The sequence below is a fragment of the Nocardioides sp. W7 genome, from assembly GCF_022919075.1.
In the GTDB taxonomy this organism is placed as follows: Bacteria; Actinomycetota; Actinomycetes; order Propionibacteriales; family Nocardioidaceae; genus Nocardioides.
Map to the genome: position 1 here is coordinate 4,587,816 of NZ_CP095078.1, position 16,868 is coordinate 4,604,683.

10 protein-coding genes are annotated in these 16,868 nt (G+C 71.2%); 4 read left to right on the forward strand and 6 right to left on the reverse strand.

Annotation, left to right across the window (positions count from 1 at the left end; all coding sequences use genetic code 11):
- The 3 genes from MUB56_RS21495 to MUB56_RS21505 all read right to left on the reverse strand — a co-directional run bounded on the left by MUB56_RS21495 (position 1) and on the right by MUB56_RS21505 (position 8,672).
- Positions 1-3,333, reverse strand: coding sequence for a hypothetical protein (locus MUB56_RS21495; protein ID WP_244929058.1), 3,333 nt, complete (start codon positions 3,331-3,333; stop codon positions 1-3).
- An 86-nt stretch (positions 3,334-3,419) separates the two neighbouring features.
- Positions 3,420-7,031: a lamin tail domain-containing protein gene (locus MUB56_RS21500; protein WP_244929059.1), complete on the reverse strand. Its 3,612-nt coding sequence runs from the start codon at positions 7,029-7,031 to the stop codon at positions 3,420-3,422.
- Between the two features lie 228 nt (positions 7,032-7,259).
- Complete coding sequence (locus MUB56_RS21505) at positions 7,260-8,672, reverse strand: lamin tail domain-containing protein (RefSeq protein WP_244929060.1); 1,413 nt, start codon at positions 8,670-8,672, stop codon at positions 7,260-7,262.
- 359 nt (positions 8,673-9,031) lie between these two features.
- On the opposite strand from MUB56_RS21505, the gene MUB56_RS21510 reads away from it, so the two are divergent.
- On the forward strand, positions 9,032-11,767 hold the full coding sequence (locus MUB56_RS21510) for a hypothetical protein (RefSeq protein WP_244929061.1): 2,736 nt from the start codon (positions 9,032-9,034) through the stop codon (positions 11,765-11,767).
- 114 nt (positions 11,768-11,881) lie between these two features.
- Here MUB56_RS21510 and MUB56_RS21515 read toward each other — a convergent pair whose 3' ends face one another.
- On the reverse strand, positions 11,882-12,592 hold the full coding sequence (locus tag MUB56_RS21515) for a hypothetical protein (protein WP_244929062.1): 711 nt from the start codon (positions 12,590-12,592) through the stop codon (positions 11,882-11,884).
- 414 nt (positions 12,593-13,006) lie between these two features.
- On the opposite strand from MUB56_RS21515, the gene MUB56_RS21520 reads away from it, so the two are divergent.
- Genes MUB56_RS21520 through MUB56_RS21530 form a run of 3 tightly spaced genes read left to right on the forward strand, consistent with a single transcriptional unit; the run spans position 13,007 to position 15,511 of the window.
- Positions 13,007-13,402, forward strand: coding sequence for a hypothetical protein (locus tag MUB56_RS21520; RefSeq protein ID WP_244929063.1), 396 nt, complete (start codon positions 13,007-13,009; stop codon positions 13,400-13,402).
- Between the two features lie 55 nt (positions 13,403-13,457).
- Positions 13,458-14,849: an ATP-binding protein gene (locus tag MUB56_RS21525; protein ID WP_244929064.1), complete on the forward strand. Its 1,392-nt coding sequence runs from the start codon at positions 13,458-13,460 to the stop codon at positions 14,847-14,849.
- Positions 14,834-15,511 (forward strand): response regulator transcription factor, encoded by a 678-nt coding sequence (locus tag MUB56_RS21530; RefSeq protein ID WP_244929065.1) that lies wholly within the window; start codon positions 14,834-14,836, stop codon positions 15,509-15,511. The genes MUB56_RS21525 and MUB56_RS21530 overlap by 16 nt, the downstream gene beginning before the upstream one ends.
- A 14-nt stretch (positions 15,512-15,525) precedes the next feature.
- Here MUB56_RS21530 and MUB56_RS21535 read toward each other — a convergent pair whose 3' ends face one another.
- Together MUB56_RS21535 and MUB56_RS21540 are read right to left on the reverse strand one after the other, a co-directional pair.
- On the reverse strand, positions 15,526-16,404 hold the full coding sequence (locus tag MUB56_RS21535) for a serine/threonine-protein kinase (RefSeq protein WP_244929066.1): 879 nt from the start codon (positions 16,402-16,404) through the stop codon (positions 15,526-15,528).
- 27 nt (positions 16,405-16,431) lie between these two features.
- Positions 16,432-16,854 (reverse strand): hypothetical protein, encoded by a 423-nt coding sequence (locus MUB56_RS21540; RefSeq protein ID WP_244929067.1) that lies wholly within the window; start codon positions 16,852-16,854, stop codon positions 16,432-16,434.
- Positions 16,855-16,868: the final 14 nt, after the last annotated feature.

Below are 16,868 nucleotides of genomic sequence, written 5' to 3' on the forward strand. Positions count from 1 at the left end.
TCAGCGGCGGGGCAGGCGGACGACGACGGTCCGGGTGACCATGGCCCCACCGAGCTCGAACGTGACCCGGACCTGGTGCCGGCCGGCCCTCGCCTTCGCACCGACCCTCAGCACGAACGCGTAGGTGGCCTTCCTGCCCGCGCCGAGGCGGGTGATCCGCAGCCTCTTCGCACCGGATGCACGCAGCGCCGCCGGGGTCTTCGCACGCAGCGTCGCCGAGATTGCGCCTTCCGTGCGGTTCTGGACCAGGAACGGGATCCGGACCCGGCCGCGGCGATCGACCGACACGGTCCGCGAGACCGCGCTGATCCCGACCGTGCCCGCCGGGCCTTGGGGCCCCGTCAGTCCCGGAGGTCCCTGCGGTCCCTGCGGCCCCGGAGCGCCGTCCTCGCCGTCCTCTCCCGGACCGCCCGGAGCGCCGGGCACACCGGGAGGGCCCTGCGGCAGGGTCGTGGCGGTCCCGCTCAGCTCGACCGTGCGGGCCGATCCGGGCAGGTTGCTCCGGACGACGAGCCGCGCCGTCGAGGCGCCGTGCTCTGCGGTGGGCGCGAACCGTACGCCGATCTCGCACGACGCCCCGGGTCCCGGGACGGCGTACGCGCAGGTGTTGCTGCTCACCAGGAACTCGTCGGCGTGCCCGGTGTCGCTGGTGACGTAGACCTGGCTGATGCGGACCTTCTCGGAGCCGGTGTTGGTCACGGTGACCTTGCGAACCGGGCTGATGCTCTGCGCGGGCTGGTCGGCGAAGGCCAGCGGCCCGGAGAGCTCGGCCTTCAGCCCCAGGTTCCCGGCGAGGGTGAAGGTGTCGATCCGCGCCTTGCGGATCAGCAGGGGGTTCTTCTTGTTCTCATCCTTGTTCCCGTAGAGCGCGTCGTAGCCCTGGTCCATGATCAGCCGCACCTCACCGCCCTCGGCCAGGTCGTCGGGCAGCGCGCCGATCCCCTCCCAGGCGCCGGCGTTGTCGGTGTGGAAGGGCTCGAGGTCCTTGCCGATCTCGGTCGTCAGCTCGACGGCCGGGTCCTCGGCGTACCCGGTCCAGGCGAAGAGCGACTGGGTGCTGGCGCTGGTCCACATGCCGGGGGTGCCGCCGACGATGAGGTACTGCCCAGCCTCGTTCTTGCGGATCTCACGGATGGTCTGCCCGTCGAGGTCGAGCAGGATCGGCTCCCCGAAGGTCGCCTTGGTCGCCGCTCCGGTGAAGAGCCGGTCGAAGTTGGTCACCGGCACGATCAGTCCCCGGTACTCCCCGTCGACCTGGATCCCGGGCGAGCGGAACGCGAGGTAGAGCTCGGAGCCGTCGGGCGAGAACTCGGCGCCCTCCAGGTTGAAGCCGTTCGCGAGGTCGGGCTGGACCCCTTCGCTCATGGCGGCGTGCAGGCCCAGCGCGTCGCCGTTGGCCCGGTCCCAGGCCCGCAGGTCGGTGCGCAGGCCGCGGTACTCCGCGCGCTTGGTGAGCCGGGCGTCGCGGCCGGTGCCGCTGAGGGTCATCGCGAAGACGACCTGCCGGCTGCTCTGCAGGTCACCGGCCTTCTTGTTGCCGTGCGAGCCGAAGAAGTACGCCGTGTCGCCCTTCCGGGCCGAGGACTCGAAGTCGATCTCCCCGCTCTGCAGCACCTCCCCCTCCCACACCGCGGGGCCGGAGGCCTGCGGGTGGTAGAGCGCCAGGTCGCTGCGCTCGTCGTCGGCCACGAACAGGTAGCCGTCGCCGGCGTCGAGCGCCGTGGAGGAGTCGCCCTGCCCGATCAGCACCCGACTGGTCGGCGTGGTGCGGATCGAGACGTAGTAGTTGACCGTCACGTTCGCCGTCGCACCGTTCTCGCCCGCGACCCGGAACGACAACGTCGAGCTGCCGCGCAGGGCCGGGTCGAAGGACACCGTGCGCACCGGCCCGGCGCCGCTCACCCGCACCCCGGAGAGCGGCAGCACCGTGGTGTTGCTGCTGGAGATCGCCGTCACGGTGAGCGCCTCCGGGTTCACCCGGGTGCCGTCGGCCCGGGTCTGCCCGACGTTCAGGGTGATCGTCGGGTTGGTCGGGTCGCCGACCACGCCGGTCTGCTGTGTCTGGCTGGGCGTGATCGCCGCCGCGCCGGCGGTCGTCCCGGCCACCGAGGCGGTCGGGGCGGAGCTGCCCTCGCGGTCGCCGCAGGTCACCTGCACGGTGATCCGGCTGCCGATGTCCGCCGCGCTCAGCACGTACCGCTCGTCCGTGGCGCCCGGGACGTCGACCCCCTCGCGCTGCCACTGGTACGCCGGGGCACAGCCGGGCCGCGTCTCGCTGCCGGCCGAGGCCCGCAGCGTCTGGTTCACCCCTGCGGCTCCGACGACGGCAGGGTCCTTCGGAGCCGCGGAGAGGTGCACGCGCCAGCTGGGGTCGAGGTCGATGCTGGCCGCCGCAGGATCGGTGACGGTCAGGGCGCCCGTGGACCGGTCGTAGGTCCCCTCGTTCGCGCTCACCGGCTGGATGGGGAGCACCTCGGAGTCGGCGCGGGCCAGCGGGACCGAGACACCGCCGGGCTGGTACGCGCCGGCGTACACCTGCTGGTCTCCGGAGGCCGGCTGCGCGGAGAAGGTGCGGAAGGCGGACAGGTCGGCGATCCGGTTCCCGTCGACCACGAGCCGCCCGGCCTGGGTGCCGAACGGGGTGTTCCGGTAGCCGGCCAGCGGGGCGACGTTCTCGATCCGGTTGTCCGACAGGTACAGGTAGTCCCGTCTCGTCATCGCCGAGACCGGGGTCACGTCGGTGATGCGGTTGCTCGTCAGGTCGAACCAGCTCACGCCGGTGAGCTGCGCGAGCGGTGAGACGTCGGCGATCTGGTTCCGGGCGACCGACAGCTGCGTCAGCCTGATGAGGCCGGTCAACGGGGTGACGTCGAAGAGCCGGTTGTCGGTCAGCGTCAGGCCGGTGAGGGTGGTGATCGCGCCGATGCTGCTCAGGGTGCCCTGGAGCGCTCCGCCGGTGACGGACAGGCCGGTGAGTGGCAGACCGCGCAGCGGGCTCACGTCGCTCAGTCCGCGGTCAGCATCGAGGGTCAGCGTCCTCAGCCCGGTGAACGCCGCCATCCCGGCGAGGTTCGTGACGCCCGGCTCCCCGGCGGCGGTGAGCGAGGTCAGGGTTCGCGCCTCGGCCTCGGTGACGTCCTTGGTGGGCTCGCGATCCCCACCGAGGGCCGCGTTGACCGCTTCCTTCAGCTGGGGGTCGGGGATCGCGACGATGTCGGCGTCGGCGGCCGCGGCGGTCGGGGCGGCCGTGGGAGCGAGGGCGAGACCGGTGGCCGCTAGGGCGGCGGTCAGGGACGCGGCCAGCAGGCGGCGCGTGGAGGTGAGGACAGGCATGAGCAAGGCTCCTGGGGACAGGGGACGACGAGGACATGCATCCGGGGTGGGGCCCGCCGATGTCGGCGGACCCCACCCCGGGAGGGCTACTTCTTGACCGTGACCGTGGCCTTCTTGACGGCCTTCGGGGCCGTGAAGACGGTGGTCGCGGTGCTGACCGTGCTCGCGGGCACCGTGACCTGAACCTTGACCCGCTTCCGAGCCGCAGCGCCCAGCTTGAGCGTGGCGGTGCCGTTCTTGACGGTGACGGTGACGGTCTTCCTCACCGCACCGGTGAGCCGCACCTTCACGTTCCGCACCGTCGGCCGGACGCTGGTGCCGCTGAGGCTCACCCTCAGCTGCAGCTTCCGGCCCTTCACGGCCGTGACCCGCACACCCGTCCGCGCGGCCTTGGCGGCCTTCGCGACCCTCGCGGTGGCCGTACTGGTCCGTTGGACCGACTCATGCCCGCCAGCGGTGCCGGTCACCCGCACGCTGATCGCCCGGCCCAGGTCGGCCGTCGTCGTGGTGTAGGACGAACCGGTCGCCCCCGCGATCGGCTGATCGTCGCGCAGCCACTGCCAGGTGAGCGACGCCGTCGGCGACCAGGCCGCGAGCGTGGCCGTGAGGGTCTCCCCGACCTTCGGCGATGCGTTGCCGATCACCGGAGCCGGCGACGCGGTGAACGCACCGGCCGCGACGCTCGCGGTCGCCGTACTGGTCCGCTCCACCGCCTCATAGCCCGCCGCAGTGCCGGTCACCCGCACGCTGATCCTCTTGCCCACGTCCGCGACCACCGTGGTGTACGACGCCGAGGTCGCGCCCGTGATCGGCTGGCCGTCGCGCAGCCACTGGTGGGCCAGCGCGGCCACTGGCGCCCAGGCCGCGGTCGTGGCCGTGAGCGTGTCGCCGAGCTTCGGCGATGCGTTGCCGATCACCGGAGCCGACGACGCGGTGAACGCACCGGCCGCGACGTTCGCGGTCGCCGTACTGGTCCGCTGCGCCGCTTCGTAGCCGTCGGCGGTGCCGGTCACCCGGACGCTGATCGGCTTACCGAGGTCCGCCGCCACGGTCGGGTACGACGCGCTGCTCGCCCCCGTGATCGGCTGGCCGTCGCGCAGCCACTGGTAGTCGAACCCTGCCACCGGCGACCACGCCGCCGTCGTCGCGGTGAGGGTCTCGCCGACCTTGGGAGCGGTCCTGTCGATCGTGGGCGCCGGGGACGCCGAGAACCCGCCCGCCGCGACCTGTGCGGTCGAGGTCGAGGTCGCGCTCGCTGCCTTCAACAGGTTGGAGGCAGCCGAGACCCGCAGCGAGATCACGTGTCCGGCGTCGGCAGGCGTCACCGTGTAGGAAACCTGCTTCGGGCCGCCGCCGCCCTCTCGTTTCTTGACCTCGGCCACCGCGTCGGTCGCGCCGGCGATCGGCTGTCCGTCCCGCAACCACTGGTAGTTGTAGCCCGAGCGCCACTCGAACTCGTCCGGGATGCACGAGGTCCAGGCCCCGTGGGTCGCGGTGATCGTCTCGCCGACCTTCGGGTTGCCCGAGCTCAGCACCGGCGATGGCGTGGTGAGGTACGAAGCGGGCTCACTGATGACCGGCTCGGTGGTGAGCTGTCTCGTGGCATACCCGGCCTTCGAGACGGTGACGATCGCTCGAGAAGTCTCGTTGGACCGGGCGACGCCCGGGTTTGCTCCAGTCTGATAGATGTACGACGCGGTCTGCGTGGCCGATGTCGTCCCGTTCGCGCCCCACTCGCCACTGATCGGGCCTCTTGTCTGCCACTGATAGCTAACCGAGTCCGGCGACGGAGATACGCCCGTAAGGTCGACCGAGACCGGCTGGCACATCTCCGCCGTGGTCGCCGACAGCGTCGCAGCGCCGGTGAACTCACCGATCGTGACCGTCACGGTGAACGGGGCGCTGAGAGCGGAGTCGTCGTAGGGGTCCTCGTCGCCGGCCGAGACGTAGCGCGCCGTGATCTGGTGTGCGGTCCCCGCAGCTGAGCCCACGAGGTTCGTGGCGTTCCAGGTCGCGGTGCCGCCGGTGACCGTCACCGGGCCGGAGCGGTCGCTGCCGTCCACCGCGAAGACCACGTGGCCGGTCGCGTCGGTGGCCGGGTCGGTGCTGTCGGGCTTGGTCACAGTCGCGGTCAAGTTGGCCGACCCGGTCGTGCTGGTCGCGCTGCCCGTGACGGCGACGGTCGGGATGACCTCGGGCTCGGGGAACGTGTTGGTGGCCTCGTAGGTGCTGGCGAGGGTGGTGGTCCACACACCCCTGCCCGGGGCGGTGCGCCCGAAGGTGGTGTCGGCGTGCGGACCCCAGCTGTGGGAGTCGATCGGGGTGGTCGTCGCCAGGTTCGTGGTGCCCGGCGCGAAGATCCGCGCGGAGTCGTTGCTGCCGAGCCCGAAGTTGCCGGACACCGCGGTGTCGTCGGTCCTGATCGCCCGGTAGCCGTGGGCCGGGATCTTCGTGCCGGTCGGGACGAGGACTCGGTGGGTGTTGTCGTTGTCGGAGGCGACCACGCCGGCCAGGTCGACCTCGGTGGCGGCCGGGTTGTAGAGCTCGACCCAGTCGCCGCGGGCGGTGTCCCCGTTGGACTCGATCTCATTGATCCGCAGCGCGGCGAGCTTGTCCGGGTCCTCGGCGAAGTGCACAGTCCAGCTTGGGGTCACCACGAGGAAGGCGGCGTTGGGACTCGTGCTGGTCAGCCGACTGGTCGCGACCGTGTAGGAGCCGAGCGCGGCATTCGTGACGCGAGGAGCTGTCGTCGCGTTGTTCGAGTCCGGACCGGACTTCAGCACGACCGTGACGCCGTTCTGCTCGTCGAGGCGCCCGGCGTACACCTGCTGGTCGCCGACGTTCACGGTCGGCACGGCGGCACGGGGGGTCCGGAGGCTCCGGAAGGCGACGACGGGCGAGAAGTCCTTGATCCGGTTGCCGCTCAGGTCGAGCGAGTTGCCGACGGCGTCGTTGAGCCCGTAGGAATCGTCCCAGGTCGAGAAGACCGAGACGTCCTCGATCCGGTTGTTATTCAGGTTCAGCGTCGCGAGGCGCTTGAAGCCCGTGAGGAAGCCGATGTCCTGCAACCGCGCGTTCATCACCTGGAGACTCTGGAGCCCGGTCTTCGAAGCGGCGAGCGCGGAGAGGTCGGCGAGCTTGTCCGCGGTGTCGAAGGTGACCGACGTCAGGGCGGGCGCCATCGACAGCGCGCTGATATCGATCAGCTCAGGGGCAACGGCGACCACCAAATTGCTGAGCACGGGCTTGCCGCCCAGGCCGTCCAGACTGGTGACCGGCAGGAACACCAGGGTCAGGTCCGTGAGCTTGGACAGCGGGGCGAAGGGGCGCAGGTCTGTCGCCGTACTGCCGGCGTTGACGAAGACGACCGAGGTGACGTTCGTGAAGGCCTCGAGACCCTGGAACGAGGAGATCGGGGTGGCCCCTGATTCGTCGGCGCTGAGGATCGTCGTCACCGCGAGTGCCTCGTCGGTGGTGATCGTCTGGCCGGGGGTGCGGGTGGTGGCGGTCGCGTCGCCGATGGCCGTGTTGAGCACCGCCCGCAGGTTGGCGTCGGGCACAGCCACGACCTCGGCGGCCCGCGCGGTGCCGGCACCGAAGGTGAGGCCGCTCAGCGCGACGACGACAGCGACGAGGAACACGAGCAGTTGCCGCCGCGCCCTCCTCGCACCTGGTCGTGCGGCGTGGTCGACGGTCATCATCTGTCTCCTGTGGGTGTCTCGGGCCGGGGTTCGGGCAGCTCCGCGGAACTCAGTTCGGACCGAACCATAGGAGCGGGCCAGCGGTGTCCGCGGTCACATCGGCGACCGCTGGTCGAAGGCTCAATGAACCGTTGGGGACGGGTAGATGACGCCTTCTGACAGAGGGCGAGCACAGCCGTGCTGCCGGGGTCGCCGACCCCGGCAGCACGGTTGTCAGTCAGTCGTTCAGTTGGCGAGGTTCGGCGTGGGGGCCGAGGTGCCGGTGAAGCTGCCGGTGCCGCTCGGCGAGAGGCGGCCCCAGGTGTGCGTGGCGTGCGAGGCCCAGCTGGTCTGGTCGACAGCCGGACTGGTCCCGAGGATGGAGCCGGCCTCGTAGAGCCGGGCGGAGTCGGCGCCGCCGAGGCCGAAGTTGCCGTCGATCAACGCGTCGTCGACCCGGAAGGCGCGGTACTCGCCGACCGCCAGGGGCGCCGTGCTCGAGGGAAGCCGGAACGCGTGGGTGTTGTCGTTGTCCGAGAGCACCGCGCCGGCGATGTCCTGCGGGGTGCCGCTGGCGTTGTAGAGCTCGATCCAGTCACCGGCAAAGGTCGGCGTGCCCTGCGGCTGCGACTCCACCTCGCTGATCACGACGTTGCCGGCCAGGGTCGTGACCGGGACCCCGACGAAGCTGTTCGCCGCGGCGAAGGTGTTGGCCGTGCCGGTGATCTGGAACGGGCCGGTGCCGTTGGGGTTGCGCCCGTAGGTCGTCGGGGAGTGCGTGCTCCACGAGTACTCGCTGATCACCGTCGCGGTCGCCAGGTCCTGGGTGCCGGCCGCGAAGAGGCGGGCCGCGTCGACGTCGCCGAGGCCGAAGCCGCCGCCGACGCCGTCGTCCTCGACGTAGAAGGCCCGGTACTGACCGGCCGGGATGGAGACGGACCCGATCGTGTAGATGTTCGAGTTGTTGCTGTCCGCCAGGATCGCCCCGGTCAGGTTGACCGAGCCGAAGGCGCGGGTGTTGTAGAGCTCGACCCAGTCGCCGTTGACGTCGCCGTTGGACTCGACCTCGTTGACAACCACACCGGCGTAGGCGGCCGGGCTCGGGTTGACCGGAGCCGTGTAGGAGTTCGCCGTCCCCTGGGTGGGCGCCGTCGTGGTGAAGAAGTCGCCGCCGTTCTTGGCGCCGGCCCCGTCGGGGTAGCGCCCGAAGGTGGTGGCCGCGTGGTTGGTCCACGAGTAGGAGTCGATCGACGGGTCGGTGCCGGGGGTGTCGCCCGCGGCGAACAGGCGCGCCGAGTCGGCGCCGCCGAGGCCGAAGTTGCCGGGGGTGGCGGAGTTGTCGGTCTGGAACCACGCGTAGCTGTTCGGCGCGATGGTGCCGGTGATGGTGATCGTGTGGCCGTTGTCGCTGTCGGACAGCTGCGCACCGTCGAGGACGACGCTGTCGACGCTGTTGTTGTTGTAGAGCTCGATCCAGTCGCCCGGCGAGCCGCCGTTGGACTCGACCTCGTTGATGACGATGTCGTTGATAGTGCCGACCGCGTGGGCCGCAGGGGCGACCGCGCCGAGCACGGCGAACGACGAGACGGCCACGCCGAGCACGGCGAGGGCAGCGGTGCCCGGGCGTGACAGGGCGCGGCGGTTCTGGGTAAAGTGCATCTTCGGTTCCTTCGGGGATTGCGGCGCCAACTGGCATTGGCGCCTGAAGTGGATGTGCAGTCTGGGAGGGGGTTTCTCGCTTCGGCGCGAAGCCCCCTCCTGCATCTGACGCTAGCGCTGCCCCACGGCGCCTCGACAGCCCCGCGGATCGTCGAACCGCCGCACATCACATTTCCGATCGACTTCCGCCAGGTGAAGTTGCGGTAACACGATCCGGCCTCGGGCCGCGACACCCTCCCTTCACCGACCCATCCCCGATTGCTCACCGAGCGCTCATCCCGACGTGGCCCGCGTCACGCGCGGAATCGCCATGATCCGGAGGTTGTCCGCCGCTCTCGCGCCCGCCACGGAGGCCGCTCGTGCACGTCCCCGGAACCCGCTCCGCACTCCCCCGCCGCGCCACCGGCACGCTGGCGCTCGTGCTCGTCGCCGCGACGATCGCGTCGACCGGTGGCGCCGCCCGCGCCGCCGACGACCGTCCGGTCGGGGGCACCCCCCAGCTGGGGCAGCGGCTCACCTCCCCGGCCACGTGCGCAGGCGGAGACCAGTGGCTGCGCGACGGTGAGCCGGTCAGCGGCGCGATCTCGAACAGTTACACCGTGACGGTGCCGGATCTGGGACACCGACTCTCGGTGCGGGAGACCTGCACGGACGGCAGCGGGCCGTTCACCTCGGCGGCGACCGTGGTCGTGACCAACACGGAGCCGGAGCTGCCGGGGATCGCCGCCGTGCCGCGCACTCCGGTGGGCACCCCCGCGCTGAGCGGTCCCAACGCACAGGCCGGCACCGTGGGCGACCCGACCAACCCCGGCTTCGACCTGTACGTCGGCCAGGTCGCCGTCGGCGGCCAGGCGCCGGTCGATCCCGCACAACTGCAGGTGACGGCCGCGGTCTCGACGAAGGGCACGCGGATCTCGCCGTTCGGCGTGCAGCCAGCCGCCGACGCCGCGACGGTCACCGGCACGGGCGCCGTACGAAGCGTGAGCTTCAAGCCGACCGACCCCGGCAACGCCCACGTCGTGGTCACCGTCACCGGCACCACCGGCGAGACCGCGTCGTACACCATCGACTACTACGCCTCCCGGGCGACCACGCCGACCAGCCGCACGCTGCAGATGTCCTCCGACGCCTCGACGGCGATCGCGGCCGGCGGCGGCTACTTCTTCGTCGCCAGCGACGAGGACCGGCCGATCCGGCTCTACGACGGCGAGGTCTCCGGACTGCCGGTCGCCACGTTCAGTCCGGGCGTGAACCCCAACGATCCCCCGGGCTCCACGGGTGAGGACGACTACGAGTCCTCCGCGCGCACCGGTGACTCGGTGTTCTGGCTCGGCTCCCACGGCAACTCCAAGAAGGGTGAGGTCGCCACCTCCCGGCACGTCGTCTACGAGACGACGATCAGCGGCTCCGGGGCGAGCGCGACCCTCACCCCGGCCGGCCGCTACGGGAACCTGCGCCGGGACCTGGTCGCCTGGGACCGGGCCAACGGCGACCGCTACGGCTTCGCCGCGGCCACCGCCGCGGGCCAGCACCCAGACGGGCCGAACAGGTTCAACATCGAGGCCGCCGAGTTCGCGCCCGACGGCACGACCCTCCACCTGGGCTTCCGCTCTCCCCTGGTCGGCGGCGTCGCCGGCGGCGACGCGCTCATCGTGCCGGTCACCAACCTCCAGGCGCTGACCCGCGGCCAGGCCGGTACCGCGACCTTCGGCGAGCCGATCGAGCTCGACCTCGACGGGCAGTCGATCCGCGAGATCCGCAGGAACGCGGCCGGGGAGTACCTCATCCTGAGCGCCGACGCCGCCTTCTCCGCGGACCCCACCGTGCGGCACCACCCGCAGCAGCTCTGGTACTGGAACGGCACGGCCGCCATGGCGCCGCAGCGCCTGACCAGCGAGGCGCCGCCGAACGTCGAGAAGTGCACGAGCGCCCTGGGCGCCTGGGAGGGCATCGGCGAGCTGCCGGCGAGCCTGGACCCGGGCGCCGAGGTGCGGCTGATCATGGACCAGGGCTACGACTGCCCCTACTCCGCCGTCCTCTCCGGGGAGCTCTACAACACGGCGTTCTACGAGGTGACGCAGCAGAAGGACCTTCCGGCCGTCCCGCTGCGCCGGGGACGCACCGACGTGGTGACCCTCGCCGGCGCGCTCGGCTTCGGGGTGGACGTCGCCGAGCTCGATGCGTTCGCCCGGCAGAAGCAGGGCACGAGCTCGGCGGCGCGGCCCGTCACCGTGACCAACACGGGCACCAAGCCGCTGCCGATCGGTGCGATCACCGTCGAGGACGAGGACTCCGTCTCCGCCGCGGACTTCACGGTCGACGGCGCCGCCTGCGCACACTCGACCCTGGCCGTGGACGCCGCCTGCACGCTCCAGGTCGCGTTCGCGCCCGCCCGCGGGAACGCGACCTCGACCGCGGCGCTCACGGTCGCCAACTCGGCCGACGGTGGCGTCAGCACGATCCCGCTGACGGGCACCTCCACCGGCGTCTTCACCACGTCGCCGGCTCCGGTGATCGACAACGCCCGCCCCCAGGTCGGCGACCGGCTGACCGGTTCGGTGGCGGCGTGGTCCCCGGGGGCGTCATTCGCATGGGAGTGGCTGCGCGACGGTGCACCGATCGCTGGGGCGACCGCGGCGTCGTACACGACGACGGCTGCGGACACCGACACGGTGATCAGTGTCCGGGTGAGCGGCACCGCTGACGGGTACGAGTCCGCGCAGCGGACCAGCACGGCGACCGAGAAGGTCGCGGCGAAGATCCCGTCGAAGGTCACCCAGGCAGCGAAGGCGAAGGTGCAGGTCAAGGCGCTGAAGGGCCGCAAGCTGCAGGTGAGCGTGCGTCTGAGCGGCACCAGCCTCAAGCCGACGGTGCGGAACGTGAAGGTGCGCCTCACCGGCGCGGTGAGGAAGTCGTTCATCGTCACCGTCAAGAACGGCACCGCCACCCTCAGGCTCGGTGCCGCCGCGAAGAAGGCCGCCACGAAGAGAGTCAAGGTGCGGGTGAGCGTGCCCGCGAGCACGGTCAGTTCCGCGACCACCGTCTACACGGCGAAGAAGACCATGAAGAAGGCCACGGTCGCCGTCAGGAAATAGCGCCACCGCGCTGCATTTCTGTGACGACGAGAAGAACAGTGCACAAGGTACGGGTATTCGATCGACGAATTCCCATTGCCGACCCGTGGATACGAATCACGCAAGCGATCGGCGCTATTGATCGACGACGGCCGAGAGGTCGTCCTTGATATTGATCGTGCCGACAGGTCCGCCTTCGACCCCGAGCGGCAGGTCGGCCAACTGCCGCGCGATGGCGACCCTGGCGCGCTGCGGTCCACGCCCGTGGATGTCGTGGACGTAGCGCTGGAACTGCGACGAACGGAGCATCGCCACGAGGCTGTCGTCCGCGTCGCCGACCCCGACGAGCGGGTAGTCGGGCAACCCGATCAGGAGTGGGGTCTCGCCGTCGACCACGACCCAGCTGGGGACCGCCAGACCGGGGCTGTGCGCGAAGGAGACGGTCAGGCGGTCCGCCGCTCTCACGATGCGGTGGAGCTCGGCGACCGTGGTGTCGATGTCGGGAAGCGGGACGGCGCAGAGGGCGAAGATGCGCTGGTGGACCGCCAGGCGCCACCACATCGCCGTCCCGGCGGCGGTGGTCCGGCCCGGCGCCTGGACGAACCGACTCTGCCAGCGCCGCCATTCGACGACGGACCGGTCACCACTGGCGACCTCGGCCCGCGTGACGGCCACCCGGACGGGGCGACCGCCGGTGGTGACCTGCCTGCGCCGAGGCCCGAAGGTCGGCGCCCACGCCGACAACGGACCACCCGGCATCCACGTCACGGAGTCGTCGACCAGGGTCACGGATGCTGGTCCGGCCGCGCCGGGGGGCCGACCGGGCTTCTGCTGCCCCGGTGCCATACGGCCTCCTGCGCAATTCAGCGACTCGGGCAGATCGGGGGTTATCTGCCTCGAGGCGGGACAGCTTGATCGAGCGCAAATACACTTTAGTGGGAAAGGGGTAGATCCGATGCAGAATGACTCGATCCCGGGTGGCGAACCGCGATTTTGCCTTCGCGAAGCCGTCACGGTTCAGACATTGAGCGGTCCCGCGGATTCCCTGTCCAGCGACTGCTGGAAATTCTCCCAAGATCTGTAGAACCTGGCCGTGGCGACGATTCCCCCGCGCGGCCGGCGGTCGGTGTCGGCTCCATCGCGGGCTCCCACGCGATGATCTCAGCGGCGCCTTCCGGCCGACCGGGCTCCTGTCCGCCATGAGAGTCCTCTCATGAGCCTCTCACCGCGAACCCACGATGAGGCAGGATCGTCGCTGTCATGAGCACGCTGTGGAAGGTCCTCCTCTCCCTCGGTCTCGTCCTGCCCGTCGGCGCCTTCGTGGCGGGATCGCTGGCGGCCTCCTCGGCCGACGAGCCGACCCCGCGCGACCCGATCGTGATCACCGAGCCCGGCCCGTCACCCACGAGCCCCCCGACCGGCACCCCCACCGTCCCGCCCAGCGACCCTCCGGCGGGGACGCCGAGCCGCACCCCGTCCAGGACGCCGTCCGAGGACGACGACGGTGATGACGACGATGACGACGACGTCGAGGTGGTCGTCCCCGAGCCGGGCGACGTCGACGACAACTCCGGGCCGGGCAACGCCGAGGACCGCGGTGACGACGATGACGATGACGACCGCGGCAGCGACGACGACGGGGCCGACGACGACTGAGTCCGCGCCGCCGACCAGGGACGCCCGACCGCGACGGTCGGGCGTCTCCGTCCGCGTGCGCATCACCGCGACCGCGGCCGCGCTCGTCGCGCTGACACTGGCGGGGTCCGGACTGCTGGTGTACGCCGTGGAGAGCCAGCGGCTGGAGCAGCAGACCGCCGACGACGTGAACCAGGAGCTCGACGAGTTCGCCCGCCTCAACCAGGACGGCGTCGACCCCGAGACGGGCGAGCCGTTCACCGACCTGGACGCGATGCTGCGGCTGTTCATGGAGCGCAACGTGCCCGACGACGACGAACTGCTGGTCGGCTGGGTCGACGGTCCGGTCAGCCGGTCCCCACGCGATCCTCTGGTGTACGACCCGGGGTTCCGGACGGCGACCGAGCCCCTGGTCACGGACGGCGGCTCGACGCGGATCGACACCCCGGACGGCGAGGCCCTGCTCACCTCGCAGCCGGTCACGCAGGGCGCCAGCCGCGGCGCGCTGATCGTCGTCGTCTACCTCGACGAGGACCGGGCCGAGCTGCTCGACACGATGCGCACCTACACGATCGTCGCCGGCCTGTCGCTGCTGCTCGTGACGGCGATGGCCTTCTGGCAGTCCGGCCGGCTGCTCGCACCCCTGCGCGTCCTGCGCGAGACCGCCGAGGAGATCGGCGAGACCGACCTGTCCCGGCGCATCCCGATCACCGGCAACGACGACATCACCGCGCTGACCCGCACGGTCAACGGCATGCTCGACCGGCTGGACCACGCCTTCACCGGGCAGCGGGAGTTCCTCGACGACGCCGGCCACGAGCTGAAGACGCCGCTGACCGTCCTGCGCGGACACCTGGAGCTGCTCGACAGCGGCAACCCGGAGGAGGTCGCCGAGACCCGGGCGCTGCTGCTCGACGAGGTCGACCGGATGTCGCGCCTGGTCGGCGACCTGATCCTGCTCGCCAAGAGCGACCGGCCCGACTTCGTCACCCTCACCGACGTCGACCTCGCCTCGCTCACCGAGGACACCTTCGCCAAGGCCCGCGCACTCGGCGACCGCGACTGGCAGCTGGACGCCGCGGCCGACGCCGTCCTGCACGCGGACCCCCAGCGGATCACCCAGGCGCTGCTCCAGCTCGCCGGCAACGCGGTCAAGCACACGGCGGTCGGCGACACCGTCGCGCTCGGGTCGTCGTACGACGAAGGCGTGGCGCGGCTGTGGGTCCGCGACACCGGCCCGGGGGTCCCGGTGGTCGACCGCACCAAGATCTTCGAGCGCTTCGGGCGCTCGTCGGTGTCCGAGGACGACGAGGGCTTCGGTCTCGGCCTGTCGATCGTGGCCGCGATCGTCGCCGCCCACGACGGCACCGTCTCCGTCGAGGACGCCGACCCGCCCGGAGCGCTGTTCGTCGTCGTACTCCCCGCCCGACCCACCAACCCCGAGGAGACCACGTGGCCCGCATCCTGATCGTCGAGGACGAGGCCCGGATCGCCTCGTTCGTCGCGAAGGGCCTGCGCTCGGAGGGGCACGTGGCCACCGTCGTCGGCGACGGCCCGGCCGGGCTCGACCACGCGCTGAGCGGCGACTTCGACCTGATGGTCCTCGACATCGGCCTGCCCGGCCTGGACGGGTTCGAGGTCCTCGACCAGCTGCGCTCGCAGGGCTCCCGGATGCCGGTGATCGTGCTGACGGCGCGCGACTCGGTGACCGACACGGTCTCCGCGCTGGAGGGCGGCGCGGACGACTACATGCCCAAGCCGTTCCGCTTCGCCGAGCTGATCGCGCGGATCCGGCTGCGGCTGCGCCAGGCGCAGTCCGGCGAGGGCGGTTCCGGGACCCGCGAGGAGGTGCTGGAGGCGGGCGGCGTACGCCTCGACGTCCGCACCCGCCGCGCCACCGTCGGCGACCGCCAGGTCGACCTGTCGGCCCGGGAGTTCACGCTGGCGGAGATCTTCATCCTCAACGCGGGGCAGGTGCTCTCCCGCGAGCAGATCCTCGACCACGTCTGGGGCTTCGCCTTCGACCCCGGCTCCAACGTCGTCGACGTGTACGTCGGCTACCTCCGCAAGAAGTTCGGCGCCGCCGCGATCACGACGGTCCGCGGCATGGGCTACCGCTTCAACACCTGACCCCCACCGCCGAGTCAGCGGACCTTGAAGCCGGCGAGGCGGGCCCGGGGCTGGCGGGCGAGGACGGGCTCGAGGGCCTCGGCGATCTCGTGCGGCAGGGGTCGGTCGGCGGGCCGCTTCTCGAGCCCGGCGTACAGGACCTTGACCACCTCGTCGGGGACCCGGTCGGGCAGCTCGTAGGGGTCGTCGACCAGCTGGGGGTAACGCACCCGGACGTCGGGTGAGTCCAGGTCGCCCTCGTCGAAGGCCCGGTAGCCGGCGATCGCCTCGAACAGCGTCGCGCACAGCCCCCACACGTCGCTGGCGTGGCCGGGCACGCCCGTCGTCGGCGGGTCGCACTGCTCCGGCGAGAGGTAGAGGTCGGTCCCGATCGGCACCGTGAGGGCCGCCGCGTCCTCGATCCGGCGCGCCACCGAGAGGTCGATCAGCCGCGCCGGCGCGCCCATGATGACGTTGCTCGGCTTGACGTCCAGGTGCGCCCAGCCGAGGTGGCGCAGGTAGTGCAGGGCGCTGGCGACCTCGATCGCCAGCGGCAGGTACTGCTGCTCCTGCAAGGGCCCGTAGCGGCGCACCAGGGAGGACAGCCGCGGCCCGTCGAGCTGCTCCAGTACGACGTGCGGGCGCGGGCCGTCGAGCTGGTGCCGCAGCCCGCGGACGACGACCGGGTGGTTGACCGTGGCCAGCGCCTCGACCTCGCGGCGCAGGCCGCGCAGGCTGGACTCGTCGTCGACGAGCCCGGGGCGGACCACCTTCACCACGACGGGTGCGTAGGTGATCTCGTCGAAGGCGAGGTACGCCTCGTACGACGACCCGCCGCCGAGCAGCCGCACGGCCGTCAGCTCGGTCGTGATCGCGTCGCCCTCGGCGAGCCCCCAGGTGTCCGTGCTGCCCATCGTCCCCAACCTCCCGGTCGTCGTCGCTCAGCGACGGGTGTCGTTGCGGGACCGGTCGTTGGTGGTGTTGGCGCTCCAGTCGCGCTTCTTCCCACCCGGCCCGTCGAACGTCTGGTCACGGGTCTTGTCGCTGCGGCTGAGGTCGCGGTCGCGGCTGACCTTCGTGAACCGGCTGTTGGTGTGGTCGCGCGTCGACCGGCTGGTGCCGGTGTTCGTGCCGCCCCGGGTGCGCGTGCGCGTCTGGACGCCGGTGCGGGTGTTGGTGTTGTCGTTGCGACCGAAGGTGTCGTCGTCGTCCTCGTCGTCGATCGCCACGACCACGTCGGGGTTGTCGTCCTTGCGCTGGTACGCCGTGTCGTCGGCCGCCGAGACCGGGGTGGTGAACGCGATCAGCCCCGTCGTCACTGCTCCGGCGATCCCGAGCGTTCCGAGCGTCATGATCTTCTTCATCGTCTGTCCTCTCG

Bases quoted from the DNA above. Each gene is read 5' to 3' on its own strand.
- MUB56_RS21495 (WP_244929058.1), bottom strand. From the start codon at position 3,333: ATGCCTGTCCTCACCTCCACGCGCCGCCTGCTGGCCGCGTCCCTGACC.
- MUB56_RS21500 (WP_244929059.1), bottom strand. From the start codon at position 7,031: ATGACCGTCGACCACGCCGCACGACCAGGTGCGAGGAGGGCGCGGCGG.
- MUB56_RS21505 (WP_244929060.1), bottom strand. From the start codon at position 8,672: ATGCACTTTACCCAGAACCGCCGCGCCCTGTCACGCCCGGGCACCGCT.
- MUB56_RS21515 (WP_244929062.1), bottom strand. From the start codon at position 12,592: ATGGCACCGGGGCAGCAGAAGCCCGGTCGGCCCCCCGGCGCGGCCGGA.
- MUB56_RS21520 (WP_244929063.1), top strand. From the start codon at position 13,007: ATGAGCACGCTGTGGAAGGTCCTCCTCTCCCTCGGTCTCGTCCTGCCC.
- MUB56_RS21535 (WP_244929066.1), bottom strand. From the start codon at position 16,404: ATGGGCAGCACGGACACCTGGGGGCTCGCCGAGGGCGACGCGATCACG.
- MUB56_RS21540 (WP_244929067.1), bottom strand. From the start codon at position 16,854: ATGAAGAAGATCATGACGCTCGGAACGCTCGGGATCGCCGGAGCAGTG.